A 24,032-nucleotide genomic window follows, 5' to 3' on the forward strand; every position below is an offset into this window, starting at 1 on the left:
TTTATTCCTTAAGTAAGTTTAGTAAATATTTACCATAACCACTTTTTGTTAGTGTTAAAGCTATTTTTTCTAGCTGCACGCTATTTATAAATCCCATTCTATAAGCTGCTTCTTCTATCGATCCTATTTTGAGGCCCTGCCTGTCCTCTATGACTTGAACAAATTGAGAGGCCTGCATTAAAGATTTAAATGTTCCGGTATCCAACCAAGCAGTGCCCTTGTCTAAAACACTAACATTTAATCTATTTTGTCTTAAATATACTTTGTTAATATCAGTAATCTCAAGCTCACCTCTACTACTTGGTTTAATGTTTTTTGCAACCTCTACGACAGAATTGTCATAAAAATATATCCCGGGAACAGCAAAATTAGATTTAGGGTTTTGGGGTTTTTCTTCAATAGAAATTACTTGTCCGATTTTATCAAATTCTACTACACCATAACGTTCTGGATCTTGAACATGGTAGGCATAGATAATACCACCATCAGGATTGTTGTTTTTTTGAAGTAACTCTGCCAATCCTGTTCCGTAAAAAATGTTGTCGCCTAGAATTAAGGCTACTTTATCTTTGCCTATGAAATCTTCGCCAATTATAAAAGCTTCAGCGAGTCCATTAGGATGCTCTTGAACCTCATAATGAAAGTTACACCCATAAGCTTTCCCGTCTCCTAAAAGCCTTTTAAAAAGGGGTAAGTCCACTGGTGTTGAAATGATGAGGATGTCTTTTATGCCAGCCCATATTAAGGTTGAAATGGGATAGTAAATCATAGGCTTGTCATAGATTGGCATAAGTTGTTTGCTTACAGCCAAAGTAAGTGGATGTAAACGTGTTCCTGAACCACCTGCTAGTACAATTCCTTTCATTGTTTTTCGTATTTATCCAAATACCATTGGACTGTTTTTACAATACCTGTCTCAAAATTTTCTTCTGCTTTCCAGCCTAATTCATTTTCAATCTTAGAGGCATCTATAGCATACCTAAAATCGTGACCTGGCCTATCTTTTACAAAAGTAATCTGATCTGAATATTTATTTTGTTTTGGCTTTATACTGTCTAATATTTCGCAAATTCTATTGGCAATATAAAGATTGTCTCTTTCATTTTTCCCTCCAATATTATATGTTTCTCCACTTTTACCTTTTTGGTATGCTAAGGCTATTCCCTTACAATGATCTTTAACAAAAAGCCAATCTCTAATGTTCTTGCCATCTCCATAAATAGGTATTTTTTCTCCTTGGATAGCCTTTCTAATAATTGTAGGAATAAGTTTTTCGTCGTGCTGCTTAGGCCCATAATTATTACTGCAGTTGGTGGTTACAACATTCATTCCGTAGGTATGAAAATAACTCCTGACAATAAAGTCCGAAGATGCTTTTGATGCACTATAAGGGCTGTTTGGTGCATAGGGTGTGGTTTCGGTAAATAAACCGGATTCGCCTAAGGTACCATAGACCTCATCTGTTGAAATATGGAGAAATCTATTGTTTTCGCACCCCTTCTTTGGCGTAAAAGGAGCCTTCATCCAATTAGCCTTGGCTACATTCAATAAATTGAAAGTGCCATAAACATTGGTATTTATAAAAGCGTCAGGACTCTTTATTGAGTTATCAACATGAGACTCAGCAGCAAAATGAATAACCCCTGAAAAATTATGTTTATTAAAAAGCTCTTGCACTAAAGACGTATCACAAATATCTCCTTTAACAAACTCATAGTTAATGTTGTTTTCTACTTTGTTTAAATTAGAAAGCTCGCCTGCATAGGTGAGCTTGTCTAAATTCAAAATCTTTATATTGTTATGTTCCTCTAAAAAATGTTCTATGAAATTTGAACCAATAAATCCTGCTCCTCCAGAAATAAGTATAGCTGTTTTTTTATTCATATTCTTTTATGAATTTAAAAATCCTGAGTGCGATATAAACTATTATCATTATTAATAGACAAACTAAGGGAAAAACTAATGAAAATCTCTCCATTATATCTAATTCCACAGTACCAACTTCTTCAAAAGAAGACAATATATCGTAATATTCACTTTCTTCAAGGGCTTCTTCCTCAAGCAACCTAAGAGCATTTCTTATTCTTAGCTCTTCTTGAAACAATTCAAATTCCTTGGTTTCAGTTTTTTCTTGTATTAAAGGAATAAGACCATCAACTCCTAACCTTACCTCACCTTTATTAGATTCATTGGTCTTAATGTCTAGATATGTTTTTTGTAGGTTTTCTATTCTCTCTAGTTCTACGAGGTAGTTAAGCTTTTGAACTTGTCTAATTGAATCGGATCTTGCCTTTAGTTTTGTGGAATATTCATTTTCAAATGTCTTTATAAAACCCTGTTCAAGACTAGGAAATATGTCATTGTTTGTGGCTTTTGCTTTGATTGAAAAAATACTTCCTGCTAGGATGTCCCTATTTTCTATAAAGTCTTCATATGTTACTTCTACAGCCAATGTACTATCTAAAGATTTGAGATAATCATCGTACTCTTTTAAAAGATCGTTTTGTGTTTCTGGACCAATTTCAATTTCAAACCCTATTAATTCCTTAGCCGTAGTTGAACTGTCAATTTCAAAAATGTTTGATAGCTCTTTATAGTTTTCTGAACCAATTAGCGCATTAAAATAATCTACATTATTGGCAAGTTGATACTTAGAATCATAGTATGGTCTTACCAGCATGTCAGATACATAAATTGGCGCTCTTAACCTCTCAACAACAAAGCCTATTAGAGCCGAAGCCATTAAAATGATTAGAATCATCTTGAAATTGTTGACAATTGGCTTTAGAGAAAAAATTATTGCAGAAAAAATCCCTTTTATTAATTGACCTATAAATGAAAAAAGTTTTTCAAAAAGCTTTCCGATTGCATTAAATAATTGCCCTAAATCAACTTCTTCATTTTGAGATTCTTGAGGTAATTTATCACTCATATTTTAAGAATTAAATATTTGTTCTAGTATTTTTTTTGTAATCACATATGTGGGTTTAACTCCAGATGTTCCTAAACCGCCAGAAGCTAAGGTGCTGCCTGTTTCTAATGGATTGTCACTCGCATAATAGGCGTATCTAACTTTAACATCTTCATTTATACTGCCTCGTACTTTTGATGCTGCCTGAATTGCTTTTTGGTAATGCGCCCCTTCCATTTCTAATCCAATAACATTCCATGTAGACTTTTTGAAAAATTTTAAAATCTCTTTATTCTGTAATGATGTTCCTAATACTGTTATCATTGTGCCCTCATAAACATCTACTCCGCAATCTAATAAATCGTTTTTACTTAGTTCGTTTTTAAAAGGATAATTATCAGCAGTGCCTTCAAAAATATGAGCTGATGGAATCATTATGTCTCCTTTGCCTCCTTCTAAAATTCCCGCTTTGCCCATAATTGAAATAGACTTAACATCCAAATGAACTTTTTCGCCATCAACTTTTAAGGGCTTTAAAAACTCGTCTAAGGTCTCATAGGCTTGTTCCCCAAAAGCATAATCCATAACAAAAATAACAGCTTTATTTTCCTTTTCTGATTCAGAGTAATCAAAGCCTGTCTTAGAAAAATCTATTTTATCAGTATCAAAAATCTGAACATCAATGTTGGTCCCGGATGTATCTTTTATATATATCATCCCGTTTTGCAACGCTGCTTTTTCTACTTTATTGCGAAGGGTGGAATTTTTTGGGTTGCTAAGTGTTTCATAAATCTCATAAATGTTCTTTTTAGCATCTTCGCCTTTTAGTGTTCCTTTAGCAAATAGAGAGTTCATAACACTATGCATATTGGCACTTATAATGTGAATTGGCCTTTGAAGTAACCCTTTTTTATGAAGTATAGACTTAATATTATCGGCCCAAATTTCGCCATGAATGTGGTGCCCTAATCGTTCCCTTAGAACAGGGCTAAACGTAATGGTTCTTTTGTTACCTCTTACGACCTCTTCTATGGCTAATTTCCCTAGCCAATAAACTATGTGCAACAATCGTTCTGGTTGATTGTCTGTTGCAAACTTAGGATACGCTTCTGTTAACTCATTAAACGTTCTTCCTAAAATATTAGCGGTATGCGTTATGGCAATTTCACGTTCTTTTTGGGTTAGCTTCTTAGAAGACAGTACAGCGTTTTCTAGTTTTTGCCAATCTCTTACTGTTGCGCCCTCTTCGCTTATAAGAACACGTTTACTGATTTTATGAGATTCAACAAACAGAAACGTAAGATGGGTTAAAATATCATAGATTTCTGAACGGCCTCGTGTAATTTCGATATTCATCTGTTCATCGTCTATACGATAACAATTGCGTCTTCTCTTGGGTGGAATTATAGGCTTAAAATGCGAATTGGCATAACCTTCATCACTTGTCAAGTTAATAAAAGTACACTCCTCTATACCTTGTGGTAAGCGGTCTATTACATACAATAAACCATCTAATTCAGCTTTTTCTTCACCAATAGAGCCATATATTTCTGGTCTTAGAAGAAGTAAAGCTTCTCTTAGGGTTTCGCCAGAAACTCCCATGGGTTTATAAAACCCACGGTTAAATAAATGACGCATAGTAATATACATGCGTTCTATTGCGTTGGAACTTTCTTGTGCTCTTGTTCTTTCGTGTCTTTTGTTAGTTGTACCCATACATTATTTTAACCCGCAAATATAGCTTTATTTAGTTAATTGAAGTTTATATATGGCGTCAGCTATTTTTCTATCATTCGATAATCTTGGTATTTTATTCTGGCCTCCAAGTTTTCCTATGGATTTCATATAGTTTTGAAACCCATCTTTTTTAACCTTGGTTATTACCAAAGGTCTTAAAACCTTTCCCTCTATTAAATCAAAGTAATAACTATTTTGCTTTTGAAGAGAGCTTTCTAAATCTTGTATTAACTTTAATTCGTTTTTTGGCTCTGTTTCAAACTCTATAAACCACTCGTGATATGGTAATCCTTCAGGTGGGTTAATTTGTGGCGCTACAGTAAATTCGTTTACCGTTATCTCTGTATTTGCTATAGCTTCTTTTAGTGCTTGCTCTACTTCCTTCCCTATAACATGTTCGCCAAAGGCTGAAATAAAGTGTTTTATCCTACCACTTACAATAACTCTATACGGTTTTAATGATGTAAATTCTACCGTATCTCCAATGTTATAGGCCCAAAGCCCTGCGGTTGTGGAAATAATCATCACATAATTAACCCCAAGCTTAACATCCTTTATGGTGATACGCTCTGGGTTTTCTTCAAAAAAGTGTTCAGCTTCAATAAACTCATAAAATATGCCTGAGTTTAATTGTAACAACATACCTTTTTCATCTTGCTTGTCCTGAAATGCAAAAAAACCTTCACTTGCAGGATAAAGTTCAATACTATCAACTTTACGGCCTATTAAATTTTCGAACTTTGCTCTGTAAGGTTCGTAATTAACTCCACCGAAAATAAACAAGTTGAAATTTTTAAATATCTCACCAACTTTCTGTCCCTTTCTTTCGATCAGCTTTTCAAAATACATCTGCACCCAAGACGGTATTCCAGAAATAACAGTCATATCTTCTCCTAAGGTTTCATCCACAATAGCGTTTACTTTAGTTTCCCAATCTTCTATGCAATTGGTCACCAAAGTTGGCATTCTGTTTTTTTGAAGATATTTGGGCACATAATGCGCTACAATGCCTGAGAGTCTCCCGATTTTTATGCCATTTTTTTCTTCTAAGATGGGACTTCCTTGAAGAAAAATCATTTTACCGTCAACAAATTTTGAATTTCCCGTTTCGTTTATGTAGAGCAGTATTGCGTTTCTGGCGGCTTCTACGTGAGTAGGCATACTTTCTTTTGTGATGGGAATGTACTTTGATCCAGATGTTGTTCCGGAGGTTTTGGCAAAATAAATGGGCTTTCCTTTCCAGAGTATATTTTCTTCGCCTTTTACAACACGCTCTACATAAGGCCTTAGGGATTCATAGTCTCTTATAGGAACTGACTTTTTAAAGTCTTCATATGATTGAATAGTATCAAACTTATGATCTTTTCCAAAAACAGTGTTTTTAGCTTCTTTAATAAGATTTTGAAACACTTTGTCTTGGGTTTCTACTGGTTGAGAAGCCCATTTGTTGATACGCTTTGCTACTAATTTTGCAAAGGGTTTTGATAGTGCTGCTTTAATTGACGGCATTACTGAAAATCAATAAAATTGGTTGGATTTACTGGATAACCTTTGCTCCATAATTCAAAATGAAGATGCGGTCCAGTACTTAATTCACCTGTATTACCAGACATTGCTATAACTTCACCTGCTTTTACCAAATCGCCTTGAGATTTTGTTATGGCCGCGTTGTGTTTGTATACAGATATCAATTCTTGATTGTGCTCTATAATAACGACATAACCTGTTTCTACTGTCCATTCTGCAAAAATTACCGTGCCATCGGCAGTTGCTTTAACCGGTGTATTTGTTGCCACAACAACATCTACTGCATAATGTTTATCTTCTATGTTGTAACCTTCAGATATGGTTCCGTTTACTGGCGGAAACAACACAAAGTTATTTTGACTAGAAGTGTCATCAAAAAGATTATACTTATCTTCTTTTTCTACCTTATCTCTCAACAAAGAATCTTCTCTATTGGTTGTTGTTTGTAGAATGTCTGGGTCGTTTTTTGCAGCTTCAATTACTGAATCTCTATCAAAATCTATAGTTGCAACATCTCCTGTAAGTACTTTTCGTATTGAGGCATAATAGCGCTTATTTAATTCTAATTCCTGTACCAAAGAGTCTGTCTTGTAGTTTAGCATAGAAGCTTCTTTTTTTAGCTTTGCCGAGGAATAGCCGGGAATATATTCTCTTAAAGGTGTAAATGCTATTAGAAGTATCGTTAAAAACACAAGTAAAATTGCAGAAAAAGAAGTTAGTACAAACACATTAAGTCGTGTTAGTTTTATTGCAAATCGTTCTTCAAAAGTATCTTCGTTTAGTATTACAAGACGATACTTATGAAGTAATTTTTTGGTAAACTTCTTTTCTTTCTTTTTCTTTTTTGCCATTAAAACAAAATTAAATAAAATAGTGAAACAGCACTCGGAATAGTTATTAAAGTTGAGAATACAACGTTATAATTAAAGTTTAATTACTAACTTTGCTATCTAAATTTGAAATTATGATTTCTAGTAGTATATTTTTAGGCGCAATCGGTCCTGGTTCATGGGTCTTAATTGCTTTGGCCGTCTTATTATTGTTTGGAGGTAAAAAAATCCCCGAACTAATGAGGGGGTTGGGAAGTGGTATCAAGGAGTTTAAGGATGCAAGTAAAGACGAGACTTCTGATAAGAAAGAAAAAGAATAAACGATTTCTGTTTGATACAAAAAAGCCAACTTTAAAAGTTGGCTTTTTTATTATTTAATTTTAATTGATTTTATAATCGATTCCAGCTCAAAGACATATTCTGCCTTACTTAATGATGGTGCATAAACATAACCATCTGCTATAAGATAACGTTTGTTTACTTTATCTTCAATAGCATATGTTATAAATGGGCCCGCCATAGTAAACCCCCTCATTTCCCAAATACCTCTTATTTCATAAGCAGGTTTGTTATCTATTATAGCATCAAACATTCCCGGCGCATACGCATCATCAACTGCCATATAAATACCATCTTCTCCAGGAATCTTTGTTTTTGTAATATGGTCACGCATTTTTACGATATCTACGACCGTACTATCGCCTTGAGATATCGTTTCTAACGGCACTTCATAAAACATTACTTCAATAGTTTTAGAATTACTTAGATTTTTTCTAATCCAAAAGAAATCATCATCTGCTTTGGCTATTCTATATGCAGAAGGAATGTTTACAGTAAAACCTAATTTTTTATCGATATCGCTCACATCTAACAAATCTAGTTTTATTCGTCTTTGCTTTTCCTTTACTTCTTCTTTGTTAAAAGCATCAATAATCTTGTCTTTTGCTTCTGTAAGCTGGTAAATTATCTCTTCATTTGTTTTACCTCCAACTATAGCTATTATTTGTGGTTTGGCAAATGCTTCATTTGCAATTTTTACAGTAGGCTCTATGTTATTGCCTTTTTCAATTTTGAGAATTATTCTGCTTCTAGTAGCAAACCCATCAAACACTTGTGGTGGTATCTGGCGTAACTTAAACATTGGCTCATCTACTGGTAAGCCATAAATAGAAGCGGCAAATATTTCTCTTATATTCTCACCTACTTTTCCCTCCCATAGTTCATTATCTACCACAACTGAAATGCTGTTTAGGTTTCCGTTGGATTTGGGAAGATATCTTTTGTTATCCCCTTCTTTTTTATCTCCACAAGCGGTAAGCAACAGGCAGAATAAAAATACATATAGCGTTCTCATAAATAAGTGTTTTTTGTTGGTTTATTACTCAGACACTATAAGTGTCATTCCTATTTTGAGTTTATTACCACTAATATCGTTCCAATCTTTAAGATTTTGAACAGAAACTCCAGAAAATTTTTGTGCTATGCTCCAAAGTGAATCTCCAGATTGCACTGTGTAGGTTTTTCTACCTTTATTACTTGTTGTTTTTTGGGGTGTTGCAGGGTTTGGGCTTGTAGCTGGATTTCTTGGATAAATTGTTAAGCGCTGTCCTATTTTTAGATTGTTGCTTCTTAATCCATTCCATCGTTTTATCTGGCTCACCCTTACTCCATAGCGTCTAGCTATTTTACCCAAATAATCACCGCTTTTAACACGATACGTTGTTTTTGTGTCTTCCTTTATCAGTTCTGGTAAGGGTTTTTCGCGTTTGTCAAATTCTGCTTTTGCAAAAGCGTAAATCTTTTCTTCGTTTGTAGTAAACACACCTATCGCTTCTCTTGGCAAACGCAGAGTATAGGTTTTGCCTTCAATTTTGGGTATAATGTCTAATTTGTAAGATGGATTTAAAAACTGAAGTTCTTCAATATTTACACCTGTGGTTTCTGCTACCTGATCTAAGGTAATCATCTGTTTTACATGTACCGTATCTGTTTGTATTAGTTGAAACGAAGGTCGTTCTGGTTTAAAACCATGTTCTTCAGCAAATTCAAAAATATACATTGTTGCTAAAAATGCTGGCACATAGCCCGCTGTTTCACGTGGTAGGTTTGGTCTAATATTCCAATAATTTGTGTAGCCGCCAGAGCGTCTTATAGCTTTGTTTACATTACCAGGTCCTGAATTGTACGCTGCTAACGCCAAATCCCAATCGCCAAAAATTTTATACAGTCTAGACAGATATTTCGCCGCGGCTGTAGTAGATCTAATTGGATCACTTCGTTCATCCACGTAACTGCTCACATCTAGACCATATTCTTTTCCTGTGCCGAACATAAATTGCCACAATCCTGTAGCACCCACCCTAGATCTTGCTTTTGGTTTTAATGCAGATTCTACAATAGATAAATACTTCATTTCCAGTGGGATGTCATGATTATCAAACTCGGCTTCGAACATTGGAAAATAAAAATGGCTTAGGCCCATTAGACGCTCTAAAGATGTTCTTCTGTGTTTTAAGTATCTTTTAATAACACTTTCTAAAGACGGGTTGTACTCTATATTAAAAGGTGTTCTAGCATTTAACCGCTTTAACCTTGCTTTTAAAGTGTCGGTTGATAATTCAGGATAATCTATAGGTTCGTAAGTAAGTTCGGTTACTGATTTATAGATGGTGTCGTATAAAGCATTACTATAGAGTTCTTCTAGCCACTTTTGATCTAGTTCTGCTGCTTCAGATAAATCTTTAAGGTTTTTAATACCTAAAGTATCTGGTTCTGCAAGAATAACTTTTCCATTTATGATGGGTTTGCCATCAATTATAGTGTCTGTTTTTGACTGAGAAAATCCAAAAGTACCCAAGCCAAAGACAATTAATAAAATGTTGAATTTGTAATGCATATATTAAAAAGACCTACTATACGTAACGTTGGTAGGTCTAAAAATAGTACTTTTTATGATTTGTGATTAAAATCTTAATATTTAAGCACTCATTTTTAAGAAAAAGATTATTCCAAAATAGCAGCAATACCTGGAAGCGTTTTTCCTTCAAGGCTTTCTAGCATAGCACCACCACCAGTACTCACATAGCTTACTTTATCTTCAAAACCAAATTCCTTTACTGCCGCAACCGAATCCCCTCCTCCTACTAAAGAAAAAGCCCCATTCTTGGTGGCATTTGCAATGGAATTTCCAAGGGCTATAGTACCTTTAGAAAAAGTTTTCATTTCAAAAACTCCTAAAGGACCATTCCAAAGAATGGTTTTACTTTCGTTTACAACAGCGTCAAATATTTTTAATGATTTTGGACCAGCATCTAAACCTTGCCAGCCATCTGGTATTTGTCTTACGTCGCAAACTTGTGTGTTGGCATTATTACTAAAAGCATCTGCAGCAACGACATCAACTGGAAGGTGAATTTTAACACCTTTAGCTTCAGCTTGCTTTAAAATGTCTAAAGCCAATTCCATTTTATCATCTTCACAGATAGAATCCCCTACCTTTCCACCCAAAGCCTTTATGAACGTAAATGTCATTCCGCCTCCAATGATAAGATGATCTATTTTATCTAAAATGTTCTCAATAACAGTGATTTTTGAAGATACCTTTGCGCCACCAAGAACTGCTAATACGGGCTTTTCACCATCTTCTAACACTTTTTTAATGCTTTCGATTTCTTTAGCTAATAAGTGTCCAAAACATTTTGCTTCTGGGAAAAACTGAGCCACAATTGTAGTAGATGCGTGCGCTCTATGCGCTGTTCCGAAGGCATCATTTACATAGATATCACCCAACTTAGACAATTTTTCTGCAAAAGACCTGTCACCTTGCTCTTCCTCTTTATGAAAACGCAAATTTTCCAGTAAAAGAATTTCTCCGGGTTGTAAAGCATTCGCTTTATCTTCTGCTTCTTGGCCAACACAATCGCTTGCAAACTTCACCTCAACACCCAAAACATCTTCAATTTCTGAAACAATATGTTTTAATGAAAATTCATCTTGCGCGCCTTTTGGTCTCCCAAGGTGAGACATTAAAACACAGCTACCTCCATCTTCTAAAACCTTTATTATAGTTGGCTTTGCCGAAATGATTCTTGTGTTATCCGTAACTTCAAAATTATCATTTAATGGCACATTAAAGTCTACACGAATTAATGCTCTTTTATTTTCAAAATTAAAATCGTTTAATGTTTTCATGAGTGTTAAGAATTCGGATTGTTATTCACTTTTATTGTTTTAACAAATATAAGTTCATATTGAGCAATTGACAAGATGAAATCAATAAGAAGATAAAAGAATTCATAAAAAAAGATATTTTTTAAAGACTTTAAAATATTACATAGTTTTGCGCTATGCTTTTTTCTGAAGTTCTAGGACAAACACATATAAAAAACCACCTTACCACCAGCGTAGATGCTGGTAGAATTGCTCACGCACAATTATTTGTTGGCCCAGAGGGTTCTGGCACTTTACCAATGGCATTAGCCTATGCCCAATATATATTGTGTAAAAATACTAATGGTGAAAATACCGGTGGAAATGAATCTTGCAATCTGAAGTTTAAAAACTTTTCGCATCCAGACTTGCATTTTGCATTTCCTGTAACCACTAGTGATAAGGTGAAAAGTAAACCCGTTTCTAATTTTTACCTAGAGGAATGGCGACAACTACTTGAACAACAGCCCTATGGAAATTTGTTTGATTGGTATAAATTGCTTGGCGTCGACAATAAACAAGGTCAAATCGGTGTTGATGAAGCTACCGAAATAGTAAAATCATTATCTTTAAAGTCTTACGAAGGTGGTTACAAAGTAATGATCATATGGATGGCTGAAAAAATAAATACCTCAGCAGCCAACAAATTGCTAAAACTTATAGAGGAGCCGCCTGAAAAAACAATATTTATTCTCATTGCTGAAGATGAAGAGCAAATTATCAGTACTATTCTCTCCCGCTGTCAAATATTACATTTCCCTCCTTTGGCCGAAGACGTCATTTCTGACGCCTTAGTGGCAAATTATCACATAGAAAAATCTGTGGCCACAAGAATAGCTCATCAAGCCAATGGTAACTATAACAAAGCTTGCGATCTTATTTATCAAGACAGTGAAGATCTTCAGTTTGAAAAATGGTTTGTGTTTTGGGTGCGATCAGCATTTAAGGCAAGGGGAAATAAAAAAGCTATACACGATTTGATTTCATGGTCCGAAGAAATTGCTAAAACAGGCCGTGAAACGCAGAAGAAGTTCCTTGCGTTTTGCCTGAACTATTTTAGGCAGGCATTGCTCCTTAATTATGGCTCTAATAGTTTAGTATATTTAGAATCTCGAGCTGAAAATTTTCAGCTCGAAAAGTTTGCTCCTTTTGTGCACGATGCCAATATTATGGGAATTTCTGACGAACTACAAGATGCCATTTACCATATTGAGCGTAACGGAAATTCTAAAATAATCCTTACTGATTTGTCTATTAAATTAACAAGGTTATTGCATAAAAAAAGCCAAGCATAGCTTGGCTTTATAATTTTAAAGATTAACAATTACTCTTTTGAGGTTTCTTCTTTTTCTTGTTTAGTATCACCATTTAGCGCTTTTATAACCTCTTCTGTAATATCTTTATCTTCAGAGCCATAAAGAACACTTCCCGCTTCATTAGCTCCTAGAATGAATGTGTACCCGTTCTTTTTACCATAATCTTTTACAAAAGCTTTTACTTGTTTAACTAAAGTGTCTATTTCTTTCTGTCCTTCTGCTTGAAGCATTTTCTCCTCATTGGCTATTTGGTAGTCTTGCATTTGTTTTTTTTGAAGTAATGATTGATACTCTTGCTCTGCTTTACTCTGGTTCATTTTTGCTGCTCTTGCTTGAAAAGATTGTGCTTCAATTTGAATAGCTTTATCTAAACTATCTGCTTTTTTATTGAAAACATCTATTTTAGTCTGAAACTTTGCTTCGAAATCTTTTTTCTTATTAAATTCTTTAACAACTTTCGCATTATCAACAAAAGCAACTTTATCTTGTTCTTGACAAGATGTAAATGAAGCCAAAACCAAAATGGCTACTAATATGTTTTTCATTTTTATGTTTGATTTAATTTTTGCAAATGTATAAAAGTTGACTTGTGTTTTGGAAATTTTTTATGCCATAGCTAAAATCTATGGTTGTTTTAGTTTTAAATAATCAACATCAATTAAATCTAGACTGAAATAAGGCGTTTTAAGCCACTTTTAATTTTCTTTAATATGATTTCTACATGTAAGAACAGAATAGCTCTTTGAGTGGTTTAATATTAATTATTCTTAGATTTTAAAACATAAATGTGCGAAGAATACTCCTTAGAACGATTTCCTCTAAGATTTGAGCACCATCCAATCCAAAATGCTTTAATGGGATTCATAAAACCAGATTTGTATTTTTCTGAAAGTAAACTCACATAGTAAGCATCAAATTTCATGGGTAAAGTTTCCACCAATGTTAATTGTTCCTCGTGAAACAATTTTTCGATAGCAGTTTTTGAAAAGTGCCAAAGATGTCTAGGCACATCATAAGCTGCCCAAAAAGATTTATAATATTGTGCATCATAACTCTTAAAGTTAGGAACAGCTATTACTAAAGTTCCGTTTCGTTTCAGTAGTCGTTTAAAAAGTTTGATGTGCATCTCTATGTTTGGTAAGTGCTCTAAAACGTGCCACAGTGTAATAACATCAAAACTGTTTTCTTTTAAAGTTTCCAAATGTTGAATATCGAAAACTGAATCATTGGTTTTAGAATTTGCAAGTGATCTAGCTTGTTCGTTTGGCTCTACTCCTACAACTTTCCATTTATTATTTTTTGCGATTTCTAAAAAATCGCCTGTACCACATCCAATATCTAAAAGCGTTTTTTCTTCGGAATGAAATGAATTAATCAATTTCAATTTTCGTTTTAAAGAAATCATTCTGACTAAATGATACACTTTTTCAAATAGGTTTCGTTTGGCATTTGTATGTGAAATATAATCTTCGCTTTTGTAATATTCTGAAAGTTTTTCGCCTTGAGGTTGTGGAAATGTTTCTAACATATCGAATTCCTCATTATGCAATAATTGAAATTCTTCTCTAGAAACAGAATGATCTTTTACGGTGAGATATGTTGGTTTTTTATTCATTAAAATAGATTCTGAAACAGGTTCAAAATGACAATAATTTTTATTTTAATTCGATTGTTCCACGTGGAACTATTCTAAAGTATTATATAATTCTACTTGTAATAATTCAGAAAGTTCACGTCCTAACTTTAATGTTCTAGCCTTATCCTCAGACTCAAAAACAATCATATTTTCATTATCATTAAATAACTTAATTGTGTAGAGTGAATATTTTTGATCACCTAAAATTTGAGGTGAAAAACCAAATGCAACTTCTCTAGAAAATGCCTGCTTAAATAAAGAAATATAAGTTGGCTTTATAAATGTCTTTTCAAATTTAAAAACAACTATCTTAAAAAGATTGAGTCTGACATAACTTTTATTTTCATCCGTAAACACATAATCGAAACCATAAGAAAGTACCAAAACGGGGAGGACTAACAAATAGATTTTGTCAGGTTCAACAAAAGAAAGGATTAAAAAAGCCAGTAGAAATGGATAGCCTAAAATCCACTTTACATTAGGATGTACCGTTTGCTTCAATATTACCTCTCCCATTTTACCTCCCTAAATACACCAATAAAACAGAAATATCATTAGGTGATACTCCACTAATTCTTGATGCTTGTGAAATGGTTACGGGCTGAATTTCGGTTAACTTTTGTCTAGCTTCTATACTCATAGATTTCAATTTTGAGTAATCGAAATTCGATGGGATTTTCACATTTTCTAAGCGATTTAACTTATCTGCATTATTCTTTTCCTTTTCTATATAGCCGGCATATTTCACCTGGATTTCAGTTTGCTCTATCACTTCAGAATCTAAATTGTTTTCTAAAATATACGCATCTACACAGGCCACTTTTCGCATATCATCAATCGTGATGTTTGGTCGTGCGTACAGCTTAAACATCTTATCTTGTTGCTTCACTTTTGCAGAATCTTTTGATTCTAGAATCGGATTTATTTCTTCTGGTGCAACACTAGTATCTTTAAAAAATTGAACAAAATTTGAAGCTTTTGATTGCTTCTCTTCCATTCGCCTTAATCGTTTTTCAGATGCCAAACCTAGCTCATAACCTTTAGGTGTTAATCTAAAATCTGCATTATCTTGTCTTAAAAGCGTTCTATATTCTGCACGCGACGTAAACATACGATAAGGCTCTTCTGTGCCTTTTGTGATTAAATCATCTATTAAAACACCTATATAAGCTTCATCTCTTTTTAGTATAAAAGGATCTCGTTCTTGCACTTTTAAACTCGCATTAATTCCAGCCATTAATCCTTGAGATGCTGCTTCTTCATAACCTGTGGTACCGTTTATCTGACCTGCAAAATATAATCCATCAACCAACTTAGTTTCCAGTGTATGCTTAAGTTGTGTAGGTGGAAAATAATCGTATTCAATAGCGTAACCAGGTCTAAAAAACTTCACGTTTTCAAATCCAACCACAGAACGTAAAGCTCTATACTGTACATCTTCTGGCAAGGATGTTGAAAACCCATTAACATAAACTTCTACCGTATTCCAACCCTCGGGTTCTACAAATAACTGGTGCCTATCTTTATCCGCGAATCTATTGATTTTATCTTCAATTGAAGGGCAATAACGTGGTCCAATACTTTGAATTCTACCGTTGAACATGGGCGATCTATCGAATCCTTCGCGAAGCAAGTCGTGTACCTCTGGACTTGTATAAGTCATATGACAAGAACGTTGTTCGGCCAAAGGTTTTGTAACATCTAAATATGAAAACTTCTCTGGATTTTCATCACCTGGTTGTTCAATCATTCTAGAATAATCTAAGGATCTTCCATCTACTCTTGGTGGTGTTCCGGTTTTCATTCTACCACAATCAAAACCTAGTTTGATAAGGTCTTCTGTAATTCCTGTTGCAGCTCTTTCTCCTGCTCTGCCTCCACCAAAGTTTTTATCTCCAATATGAATTAGACCATTTAAAAAAGTACCGTTTGTAAGTACAACAGTTTTTGCCTTTACTTCAATTCCTAGAGAGGTTTTTACACCAACTACTTTGTGGTTTTCTATAATTAAACCTGACACCATTTCTTGATAAAAATCGAGATTCGGTGTTTGCTCTAACAACAACCTCCAATCTTCAGCAAAACGCATTCTGTCAGATTGCACTCTAGGACTCCACATTGCTGGTCCTTTAGATTTATTTAGCATCTTGAATTGGATTGCAGAAGTGTCTGAAACAATTCCACTGTAACCACCAAGCGCATCAATTTCTCGCACTATTTGTCCTTTTGCAATTCCACCCATAGCAGGATTACAAGACATCTGTGCAATATTTTGAAGGTTCATTGTAATTAACAATGTTTTGCTTCCCATATTGGCGGCAGCAGCGGCGGCTTCACTACCTGCATGACCTGCGCCAACAACAATTACATCGTAAACTTCATTAAACATTGTTGAATGTTTTTAATGTTCCACGTGGAACAATTAGAATTTCATTAAAATCAAACGCACAAAGATACATCTAAAACATAAGACTAAAAACGCGTACTCAAATAGTAGTCTTCTTTAAAACGCATCGTCTTAACATCATCTTCACTCTTATCTTTATATCCACAATAATGTAGTATGCCGTGAATCATTACTCGTGCCAATTCATCTTCAAAAGACACCTTAAAATCGTTCGCATTATCTTCTACACGTTCTACTGAAATATAAATATCCCCATGTAGCTCTTTTCCTACCGAGTAATCAAAGCTAATGATGTCTGTTAAGGTGTCGTGATTTAGAAAATCAACATTGATTTTATGTAAATAATCATCAGAGCAGAAGATATAATTTAGTTCACCTTCCTTACAATTTTCTGAAGTTATGGCTTTAGAAATCCACTCTGAAATTTGTGTTTCGTTCTTTAATTTAAAATCGGTTTCGTAATTAAAACTAATCATTGCTTTTGAAATACTCTTGAATCTTTTTCTTAAAATGATTCTGCAAAGGTAGTGCTTGTCTGTTTAATATTTCAGTAGTATTAAAGTATTGTTTTGCTATTGGAATTTGACTAGGATTGTTAGTGTTGAAATCCTTCTTGTTTGTTTCAGATTCACGCTTCATATCCTGACCTTGCATAAAGGTGGCATTCTCTAATTTTAATAATTGATGTTGTACATCCATCATCTTTTGAAGCGTTTGATTTGTGAAACCGTAGTTCAATAAATCCAACTCTATATCTTCCATTTGCTTTATCAATTCGCCAGCAGATTCAATCTTTCCTTCCTTAGATAAACGGTCTTCTAGTGCCTGACGCAATTGTTGTTGTTGTTGGTAAATTTTAAATAATTCTTCATTCTGTTCTTCTCTTCCACCTTCACCATAACCATCATTTTGTTCTTCACCATTACCATCTCCATTAGAGCCATTTCCGTTTTTACCATTTTTTCCTCCTTTTCCATTTTCACCTTTGCCGTCTTTTCCGTTTTGTCCTTCACCACCTTCTTGATTACCTTCACCATTCTGTTGGCCATTCTTTCCGTTCTGTCCACCTTTGCCTTGTTGTTCTCCTGACTGTCCATTCTCACCACTTTGCCCACTCTGTCCTTGCTCACCTTGTTGGCCTTGTTCTCCTTGTTGTTTTCCCTCTCCTTCTTTGCCTTGGCTACCTTCTTGTCCTGGCTTTTCACCTTCACCTTGCTGTCCCTCTTCTCCTTGTTTTCCTTGCTCGTTCTTTTTTACTCCTTCTTCCATTTGCTTATTGAGCTCTTCTTGACTCATAATAATGTCTGGAAGTTGCTGACCTCCTCCGCCTCCAGAACCCATAGCTGAATTCATTTGCATCTCCATGTTATCTAAAACATCACTGAGAAAACTTGCTAATTCATTACTCGCTGTGATGACATATTGCTGAGAAGACACACCTTGATATAAACGGTTTTCAGTTAATTGACCAAGCGCTTTATCTATATTGAAATACACTTCTGTGATTTGCTCATTTACCTTCTCAGAAATTTTTGGTTGACGCAAAGACAGGGCAAACAAACTATCATCAATGTGCTCAAAGTGCTCTCTCAAATTACTTTGGCTAATGATGTATTTGCCGTATTTATTATTGTTGATGTCTATACTCTCAAACGTATTCATCAGTTCTTCTTGGTCAAAAGAAAACAATAAGAGGTTCTCTAGGATTTGACGTAAGGCATCAGCATCCTCAGAAGCTTGGTCGCCTCCACCTCCGCCTCCACCAGATAGCATTTGCATCATCTGCTCACTCATCTGCTTCATCTTTTTAGCAGCTTTTTTCTGCTTTTCCTGAGCGTTTTGCTGTTGTTCTTGTGCTTCACTAGATTTGCCTTTACTTTCATTCTCTTCCTTCTTCTCAAGCGCTTCTTTAGCTTCCTTTTGGTCAAACTTTACACCATCTTCTAAAAACTCATCCACAGGAACATTCATCGGTTTTTGTAAACGTCTGTCGTCTTGTTGTAAGTCGTCAATATCTTTTTGAAGCTTTTGGAATTCTTTGTTTAATTCGTCTTGCCTTTCTTTGGTGTTCTCTTTGTCTTTGTTGGAAAGTTCTTCCTGCTTCTTCGCTAAATCGTCTAACTGATTGGCAATTTTTTCAGCCTTTTTCATCACATAAAAACGCTTGGTCAACTCTAAGAGTTGTTTCATACTGCGCTTTTTGTTTTTGTTTTGTTTGGCTAATTCTTCAAGCTTTTGGGTAAACTCTTCTTTGTTGATTTTATCTTTAAGCTTTTCTAATTCTTCGAGCAACTTTTCATCTTGCTTTAGCTTTTCTTCATTCTCTTTTAGACGCTCTTTTAAGTCTTCTTTGAATTGATCTTCTTTCTTTTCTTCCTGAAATTCTTCCAAATTATCCTGCAGCTTTTTGTTGAAATTTTTCATCAACTGCTCTTGTTGTTTTTGACGTTTCAGGAAGTCTTCAAATTTCTTTTTATCATTAAAATTAAGCTCTTGTTTTTCCTTTTGTGTTTTAGAAAATTCTTCAAGCTTTTTGTCTTGCTCTTCTAATTTTTCAAACGTCTTACCAATATCTTTTATCGTTTCATTCTGCTCTTGTAACTGCTCCTGCTCTTCTTCGTCCTTAGTTAATTTTCGGTAACTAAACACACTACTTTTTGTACGCTTATAATTGTGAATAGCGTCGTTATCATAAACCTCAAAATACAATTGGTAGCTGACACCCTCTTCTAAATTGAATTGGTTTGGAAACGCGCTCACAAACTCACTAAAATTAGATTTTGAAATGCTTATCGGCTCTACCACTTTCTGAGTTTCATCTTCTGTTGGATAATACACCAAATTCAATTTTGACAAACCAAAATCATCACTCGCCTGACCATAGAAATACATACTCTGCTGGTCTAAGGAATCGATTTGCATTTTGATGTTGAGCTCAGGATGCAAATCCTTAACCACGGAAATATTGTAAGCCAGATTTTCGTAGTCCTTTAGATTCTCGTTACTGGTTGAAATGCTGTAATTATAGTTTCTGAATAATCGCTTAGTCGCTTCAAAATTGTTGTTGTCATTTTTTGAGAACGTTAAGGTATCCTCGGCATAAATATGAACAGCATTTGTGGCTTTGGTCATTGCTTTCCAAGTCACTTTTGTACCTTCTGGAACAACCGCAGAACCTGTACTTTTTAATACCTCATCTTGTTTTTGTGTGTACGATGGATAATCTAACAGCATTTCAAAATTGACCAAGTTTGGTGTATTTACCACTTGCAATTCGTACGATTTTGAATTGACGTCGTTAGCTGATAAACTAAATTCTATATTGCTTTTCGGAAGATTAAATGTGTATTGAAATTCACCTGGTGCTATCTGTTGCAAATAATAGGATTGACCGTTGAATTGAATCTGAGCGTTCTCAGGAATGACATCGCCTACAGTTTTTACTTTGAGTTTAAAGTCCTTACCTTCAATGGCTTGTAGATTTTCATTCAACACAAAAAACTGAAAAGGTGCTGGTGGTTCATAGGCTGTTTTATAATTCACAACACGCTCGTAACTATCACTAAACCAATCGATTTTTCCTGTGATATAAGACAATAAAATGATGACTACAGGAATAGCCGCATACTTTAAATACTTGGTATTGGTCTTAAAATTGATTGCAGATTTGAACGGAATGGGTTGCAATTCTTGCGACTTCTGCTCTATACTTGCCAACAACAAATCGGACTGTTGTGGACTTTGGTTCAGCTGAAGTACATTCAACAATTTGTCATTGACTTCAGGGAAATGATTACCAATCAATTTTGAAGCAGTTTCGTAATCAATACCTTGCCTTAGATTGAATAAATGTGCTAACGGAATAGCAATAAACTTAACGAACAAAGCGACCTCAACGGCTACAAACACCCAAAATAAAATGGTTCTTGCTGTTGGGTTTAGCCAAAACACATATTCTACAAATAGCGTTATAATGAGATATAACAAGCCAATGGCGAAAAATAAAATTGCGCCTTTTAGCAATTCATTTGTGTAATATTTTTTAATGAATTGCTGTAGTTTGTTTTTTATGGTTTCGAAATTGCTCATTCTTAGCTGTTATTTCTTTCTGTTCATTTTGTCTTGATACAAAAGAACCAAAAAATCAAAACGATTTATTAGGAAATTGCTAAAGCACCATTCGCTACTAACTGTATAATATTAGCTCAAATTAAGCTTTGTACTTCAATCCTAGATTTTATTTTCAAAATTATTATTATTACTGATTATTTCTGAAAATCGTTGCTTCCGACTATGTCGGAATTTCAAGAAGCAAAAAACATTTACCTAAAAACAAAATTTCTACTTGTAATTTAGGATTTAATTCTTTGAAATTTCCTTCTTTAACTTACTAAACTACAATTTTATTTTAATTGATGATTTCCTTAATTTGATAAGATTGTGTTAATTTAGAGGATTAAAGTTTTAAATCACAGTGGTTTTAATGTAGAAATAGATTCCTGCCGTAGTTTATCTTGAGCGTAGACGAAAGGCAGAATGACAAATAAGATTATGAAAGACCTTAAATATTTAGCGGCATTTTCAATCCCAATTATGGCGGTTTTAGGACTTGGTTTTGAGAGCTATTGGGTTTGGGCTACACCTATTTTTGCATTTGTTTGTATTCCTGTTTTAGAACTTATTTTTCCTGTAGATACTACTAATCTTCAATCTGAAGAGGTAGATAACAGATTAAAACGCAAAATTTTTGATTGGTTGCTTTACCTCAACTTACCCATCGTTTATGGCATTGTGATTTATGCTTTGATTTTGGTTACTCGTCAACCTTTGGAAACTTATGAGTTTGTTGGACTCATTTTTTCTGTAGGCATTGTTTTAGGCGTTAACGGGATTAATGTTGGTCACGAGCTTGGACACAGACAACAAACTAACGAACGCTTTTTGGGTAAAGCCTTGCTTCTACCCTCTTTTTATATGCATTTTTATATTGAACATAATTTTGGGCATCATCTTCACGCTGCAACACCAGAAGATCCTGCAACCGCAAAATACAATCAAAGTGTATATTCGTTTTGGCTAACGTCTACGGTTAGACAGTATTTTAATGCGTGGAACATTCAGAAAAAACTATTGAAAAATAATAAGCAATCCTTCTTTTCTATTAAGAATGATATGCTATGGTATACCATTTTTCAACTGTTGTATTTGGCTTCAGTTACACTGCTTTTAGGAACTACAGCTTTACTTTTTGCCTTTTGCGCAGGTGTGGTTGGGTTTATTTTACTTGAAACCGTTAACTATATTGAACACTATGGTTTACTGCGTTTAAAAACCAAATCCGGTCGTTACGAACGTGTAAAAGAAATACACTCGTGGAACTCTAATCACGTTATCGGTCGCATTGTGTTGTATGAATTAACACGACATAGCGACCATCATTTTAAGTCTTCAAAAAAATATCAAATCTTAGATTGCCACGATGATAGTCCGCAAATGCCATTTGGCTATCCAACCTCAATGGTATTGGCAATGGTGCCACCGCTTTGGTTTAAGATTATGAATAAACATGTGCCTAAGGAAATGATTGTTTAATTATGAGTACTTACAAAAAATAGAGAAGACAATCGTTTTCCTCTTGTATATTCCAATAATCTGGTATTTCTTCAATAAATTATGGATTAGTATACTTAGAAATTTCTATTTAAGAAAGAATCCCGAAATATTGAAAACTAGGTTTTGGGTCTTTGCAGGGTCTTTTTTTAAAGTCTTTAGCCTTATAGGAATTCTAATGTTTTCGTATATGGTTCTAAGAATTTGGATTTAATTTAAGTTATATTTATTTCTTATAATTCTATCTTTGCCAAGATTCTGAAATACTGAAACGAGTTCAGCACAAGCAAGTTCAGAATGACAAATTATTTGAATTATAGAAATGTCAAAAAAAGTACGTGTGCGCTTTGCGCCTAGTCCAACAGGGCCTTTACATATTGGTGGTGTAAGAACTGCTTTATTCAATTATTTATTTGCCAAAAAGCACAATGGTGATTTTGTATTACGTATAGAAGATACAGACCAAAACCGTTATGTAGAAGGAGCTGAAGAGTATATTGTAGAAGCCTTAAATTGGTGTGGTATTCCGTTTGATGAAGGTCCAGATAAAAACGAAAAATTTGGTCCTTATAGACAAAGCGAGCGCAAGCATTTGTACAAACAATATGCTGATCAATTGATTGCTGAAGGTAAAGCCTATTATGCTTTTGATACTTCTGAAGAACTTGAGGCACACAGAAAACAACACGAAGCTGAAGGTAAAACCTTTATCTACAACTGGCACAATCGTGAAAAAGGACGTTTGGTAAATTCTTTAGTGCTTTCTGAAGAAGAAACCCAAGCAAAGATTGATGCTGGCGACGATTTTGTGGTACGTTTTAAATCGCCTCAAGATGAAACTTTACAGCTAAAGGATATTATTAGAGGTGATATTTCAATAGACACCAACATACTTGATGATAAGATTCTGTTTAAAAGTGATGGCATGCCCACCTATCACCTTGCCAATATTGTAGATGACCATTTAATGGAAATCACTCATGTTATTCGCGGTGAAGAATGGTTGCCATCTTTGGCTTTACATAAATTATTGTATGATGCCTTTGGTTGGGAAGCACCAGAATTTGCACATTTGCCTTTAATCCTAAAACCAACAGGAAAAGGAAAATTAAGCAAACGTGATGGTGATAAATTAGGTTTCCCTGTGTTTCCATTAGCTTGGACAGACCCAAAAACCAATGAAGTTTCCAGAGGTTATAAAGAGGATGGGTATTTTGCTGAAGCTGTGGTTAATTTCTTGGCCTTTTTAGGTTGGAATCCTGGTACTGAGCAAGAAATTTTTAGTTTAGAACAATTGGTGAGTGATTTTGATTTAGCAAGAGTGAACAAAGCTGGTGCGCGTTTTGATCCCGATAAAACTAAATGGTACAATCATCACTACATGCAGCAGCAGTTAGATTTGGAATTGGCTACAGAATTTCAGGCTAAAAACATCTTATTGAAAGATATTGATTTGAATTACATTGCATTGATTGTGGGTTTAATTAAAGAACGTGCAACGTTTGTAAGTGATTTTTGGGAATTGAGCCATTTCTTCTTTGTGTCTCCTACAGATTATGACGAAAAAGCGTCTAAAAAAGCTTTAAAGGACGATACCGCAGATATTCTAAATAAAGTAGTGGAATTAGTGAATGCTACTGAAGATTTTACGGTTGAACACCTTCAAACTAACATAAAAGGTTGGATAACAGACAATGGAATTGGCTTCGGTAAAGTAATGATGCCATTGCGTTTGGCTTTGGTTGGTGCTTTACAAGGTCCTGATGTGTTTGATATAATGTTTATGATTGGTAAAGCCGAAACGGTTAAGCGTATTGCCGCTTTGGTGAAGACCATTTAAACTAAGGTG

Annotated in this window: 19 protein-coding genes; 4 read left to right on the forward strand and 15 right to left on the reverse strand. The window is 34.5% G+C overall.

Translation table 11 applies throughout. From position 1 onward, the window contains the following. Position 1 precedes the first annotated feature (1 nt). From rfbA to ACPX19_RS05055, 6 genes are read right to left on the reverse strand one after another with little or no spacing between them, the layout of a single operon-like run. The gene (rfbA, locus tag ACPX19_RS05030; RefSeq protein ID WP_426431876.1) at positions 2-865 is read right to left on the reverse strand and encodes a glucose-1-phosphate thymidylyltransferase RfbA; all 864 of its coding nucleotides are present in this window, start codon (positions 863-865) and stop codon (positions 2-4) included. Beyond that, on the reverse strand, positions 862-1,884 hold the full coding sequence (rfbB, locus tag ACPX19_RS05035) for a dTDP-glucose 4,6-dehydratase (protein ID WP_426431877.1): 1,023 nt from the start codon (positions 1,882-1,884) through the stop codon (positions 862-864). The genes rfbA and rfbB overlap by 4 nt, the downstream gene beginning before the upstream one ends. Next, positions 1,877-2,932: a hypothetical protein gene (locus ACPX19_RS05040; protein ID WP_426431878.1), complete on the reverse strand. Its 1,056-nt coding sequence runs from the start codon at positions 2,930-2,932 to the stop codon at positions 1,877-1,879. The genes rfbB and ACPX19_RS05040 overlap by 8 nt, the downstream gene beginning before the upstream one ends. A gap of 3 nt (positions 2,933-2,935) precedes the next feature. Further along, the gene (locus tag ACPX19_RS05045) at positions 2,936-4,627 is read right to left on the reverse strand and encodes a DUF6909 family protein (RefSeq protein WP_426431879.1); all 1,692 of its coding nucleotides are present in this window, start codon (positions 4,625-4,627) and stop codon (positions 2,936-2,938) included. Between the two features lie 27 nt (positions 4,628-4,654). Further along, positions 4,655-6,157, reverse strand: coding sequence for a GH3 auxin-responsive promoter family protein (locus tag ACPX19_RS05050; RefSeq protein ID WP_426431880.1), 1,503 nt, complete (start codon positions 6,155-6,157; stop codon positions 4,655-4,657). Beyond that, positions 6,157-7,026: a M23 family metallopeptidase gene (locus tag ACPX19_RS05055; protein ID WP_426431881.1), complete on the reverse strand. Its 870-nt coding sequence runs from the start codon at positions 7,024-7,026 to the stop codon at positions 6,157-6,159. Before ACPX19_RS05055 ends, ACPX19_RS05050 begins: the two co-directional genes overlap by 1 nt. Positions 7,027-7,139: 113 nt before the next feature. Between ACPX19_RS05055 and tatA the strand changes: the two genes are divergently transcribed. Further along, a complete protein-coding gene (gene tatA, locus ACPX19_RS05060; RefSeq protein ID WP_426431882.1) occupies positions 7,140-7,325 on the forward strand; it encodes a twin-arginine translocase TatA/TatE family subunit in 186 nt (61 codons plus the stop codon). Positions 7,326-7,375: 50 nt separating this feature from the next. Here the strand turns inward: tatA and ACPX19_RS05065 are convergent, their stop codons facing one another. The 3 genes from ACPX19_RS05065 to ACPX19_RS05075 all read right to left on the reverse strand — a co-directional run bounded on the left by ACPX19_RS05065 (position 7,376) and on the right by ACPX19_RS05075 (position 11,196). Continuing rightward, positions 7,376-8,359 carry a DUF4837 family protein gene (locus tag ACPX19_RS05065; protein WP_426431883.1) on the reverse strand — a complete coding sequence of 328 codons (984 nt, stop codon included), beginning with the start codon at positions 8,357-8,359 and terminating at the stop codon, positions 7,376-7,378. Positions 8,360-8,383: 24 nt separating this feature from the next. Continuing rightward, positions 8,384-9,901, reverse strand: a complete 1,518-nt coding sequence (locus tag ACPX19_RS05070; RefSeq protein ID WP_426431884.1) for a LysM peptidoglycan-binding domain-containing protein — start codon at positions 9,899-9,901, stop codon at positions 8,384-8,386. A gap of 107 nt (positions 9,902-10,008) precedes the next feature. Beyond that, positions 10,009-11,196: a phosphoglycerate kinase gene (locus ACPX19_RS05075; RefSeq protein ID WP_426431886.1), complete on the reverse strand. Its 1,188-nt coding sequence runs from the start codon at positions 11,194-11,196 to the stop codon at positions 10,009-10,011. Between the two features lie 155 nt (positions 11,197-11,351). Here ACPX19_RS05075 and ACPX19_RS05080 point away from each other — a divergent pair, with 155 nt between their 5' ends. After that, positions 11,352-12,509: an ATP-binding protein gene (locus tag ACPX19_RS05080; RefSeq protein WP_426431887.1), complete on the forward strand. Its 1,158-nt coding sequence runs from the start codon at positions 11,352-11,354 to the stop codon at positions 12,507-12,509. Positions 12,510-12,538: 29 nt separating this feature from the next. On the opposite strand, the gene ACPX19_RS05085 is transcribed toward ACPX19_RS05080, so the two are convergent. From ACPX19_RS05085 to ACPX19_RS05110, 6 genes are all read right to left on the reverse strand, one after another. Next, a complete protein-coding gene (locus tag ACPX19_RS05085; RefSeq protein ID WP_426431888.1) occupies positions 12,539-13,075 on the reverse strand; it encodes an OmpH family outer membrane protein in 537 nt (178 codons plus the stop codon). A 212-nt stretch (positions 13,076-13,287) separates the two neighbouring features. Continuing rightward, entirely contained in the window at positions 13,288-14,145 is an 858-nt protein-coding gene (locus ACPX19_RS05090) for a class I SAM-dependent methyltransferase (RefSeq protein ID WP_426431889.1), read from the reverse strand. A gap of 69 nt (positions 14,146-14,214) precedes the next feature. After that, entirely contained in the window at positions 14,215-14,682 is a 468-nt protein-coding gene (locus tag ACPX19_RS05095; RefSeq protein WP_426431891.1) for a hypothetical protein, read from the reverse strand. A gap of 1 nt (position 14,683) precedes the next feature. Then, on the reverse strand, positions 14,684-16,555 hold the full coding sequence (mnmG, locus tag ACPX19_RS05100) for a tRNA uridine-5-carboxymethylaminomethyl(34) synthesis enzyme MnmG (RefSeq protein ID WP_426431892.1): 1,872 nt from the start codon (positions 16,553-16,555) through the stop codon (positions 14,684-14,686). A gap of 83 nt (positions 16,556-16,638) precedes the next feature. Then, a complete protein-coding gene (gene ybeY, locus ACPX19_RS05105) occupies positions 16,639-17,049 on the reverse strand; it encodes an rRNA maturation RNase YbeY (protein ID WP_426431893.1) in 411 nt (136 codons plus the stop codon). Next, positions 17,042-20,662, reverse strand: a complete 3,621-nt coding sequence (locus ACPX19_RS05110; RefSeq protein ID WP_426431895.1) for a DUF4175 family protein — start codon at positions 20,660-20,662, stop codon at positions 17,042-17,044. The genes ybeY and ACPX19_RS05110 overlap by 8 nt, the downstream gene beginning before the upstream one ends. A 462-nt stretch (positions 20,663-21,124) precedes the next feature. Between ACPX19_RS05110 and ACPX19_RS05115 the strand changes: the two genes are divergently transcribed. After that, positions 21,125-22,165, forward strand: coding sequence for an alkane 1-monooxygenase (locus tag ACPX19_RS05115; protein WP_426432431.1), 1,041 nt, complete (start codon positions 21,125-21,127; stop codon positions 22,163-22,165). Positions 22,166-22,505: 340 nt separating this feature from the next. Continuing rightward, positions 22,506-24,023 carry a glutamate--tRNA ligase gene (gltX, locus tag ACPX19_RS05120; RefSeq protein ID WP_426431896.1) on the forward strand — a complete coding sequence of 506 codons (1,518 nt, stop codon included), beginning with the start codon at positions 22,506-22,508 and terminating at the stop codon, positions 24,021-24,023. Positions 24,024-24,032 lie beyond the last annotated feature (9 nt).

This window comes from Winogradskyella sp. HB-48 (genome assembly GCF_049942685.1).
GTDB lineage: Bacteria > Bacteroidota > Bacteroidia > Flavobacteriales > Flavobacteriaceae > Winogradskyella.

Coding starts and splice junctions, on each gene's coding strand:
- mnmG (WP_426431892.1), bottom strand. CDS start 16,555: ATGTTTAATGAAGTTTACGATGTAATTGTTGTTGGCGCAGGTCATGCA.
- ACPX19_RS05115 (WP_426432431.1), top strand. CDS start 21,125: ATGAAAGACCTTAAATATTTAGCGGCATTTTCAATCCCAATTATGGCG.
- ACPX19_RS05075 (WP_426431886.1), bottom strand. CDS start 11,196: ATGAAAACATTAAACGATTTTAATTTTGAAAATAAAAGAGCATTAATT.
- ACPX19_RS05040 (WP_426431878.1), bottom strand. CDS start 2,932: ATGAGTGATAAATTACCTCAAGAATCTCAAAATGAAGAAGTTGATTTA.
- ACPX19_RS05085 (WP_426431888.1), bottom strand. CDS start 13,075: ATGAAAAACATATTAGTAGCCATTTTGGTTTTGGCTTCATTTACATCT.
- gltX (WP_426431896.1), top strand. CDS start 22,506: ATGTCAAAAAAAGTACGTGTGCGCTTTGCGCCTAGTCCAACAGGGCCT.
- ybeY (WP_426431893.1), bottom strand. CDS start 17,049: ATGATTAGTTTTAATTACGAAACCGATTTTAAATTAAAGAACGAAACA.
- ACPX19_RS05080 (WP_426431887.1), top strand. CDS start 11,352: ATGCTTTTTTCTGAAGTTCTAGGACAAACACATATAAAAAACCACCTT.
- ACPX19_RS05050 (WP_426431880.1), bottom strand. CDS start 6,157: ATGCCGTCAATTAAAGCAGCACTATCAAAACCCTTTGCAAAATTAGTA.
- ACPX19_RS05090 (WP_426431889.1), bottom strand. CDS start 14,145: ATGAATAAAAAACCAACATATCTCACCGTAAAAGATCATTCTGTTTCT.
- ACPX19_RS05095 (WP_426431891.1), bottom strand. CDS start 14,682: ATGGGAGAGGTAATATTGAAGCAAACGGTACATCCTAATGTAAAGTGG.
- ACPX19_RS05070 (WP_426431884.1), bottom strand. CDS start 9,901: ATGCATTACAAATTCAACATTTTATTAATTGTCTTTGGCTTGGGTACT.
- tatA (WP_426431882.1), top strand. CDS start 7,140: ATGATTTCTAGTAGTATATTTTTAGGCGCAATCGGTCCTGGTTCATGG.
- ACPX19_RS05065 (WP_426431883.1), bottom strand. CDS start 8,359: ATGAGAACGCTATATGTATTTTTATTCTGCCTGTTGCTTACCGCTTGT.
- ACPX19_RS05055 (WP_426431881.1), bottom strand. CDS start 7,026: ATGGCAAAAAAGAAAAAGAAAGAAAAGAAGTTTACCAAAAAATTACTT.
- rfbB (WP_426431877.1), bottom strand. CDS start 1,884: ATGAATAAAAAAACAGCTATACTTATTTCTGGAGGAGCAGGATTTATT.
- ACPX19_RS05045 (WP_426431879.1), bottom strand. CDS start 4,627: ATGGGTACAACTAACAAAAGACACGAAAGAACAAGAGCACAAGAAAGT.
- rfbA (WP_426431876.1), bottom strand. CDS start 865: ATGAAAGGAATTGTACTAGCAGGTGGTTCAGGAACACGTTTACATCCA.
- ACPX19_RS05110 (WP_426431895.1), bottom strand. CDS start 20,662: ATGAGCAATTTCGAAACCATAAAAAACAAACTACAGCAATTCATTAAA.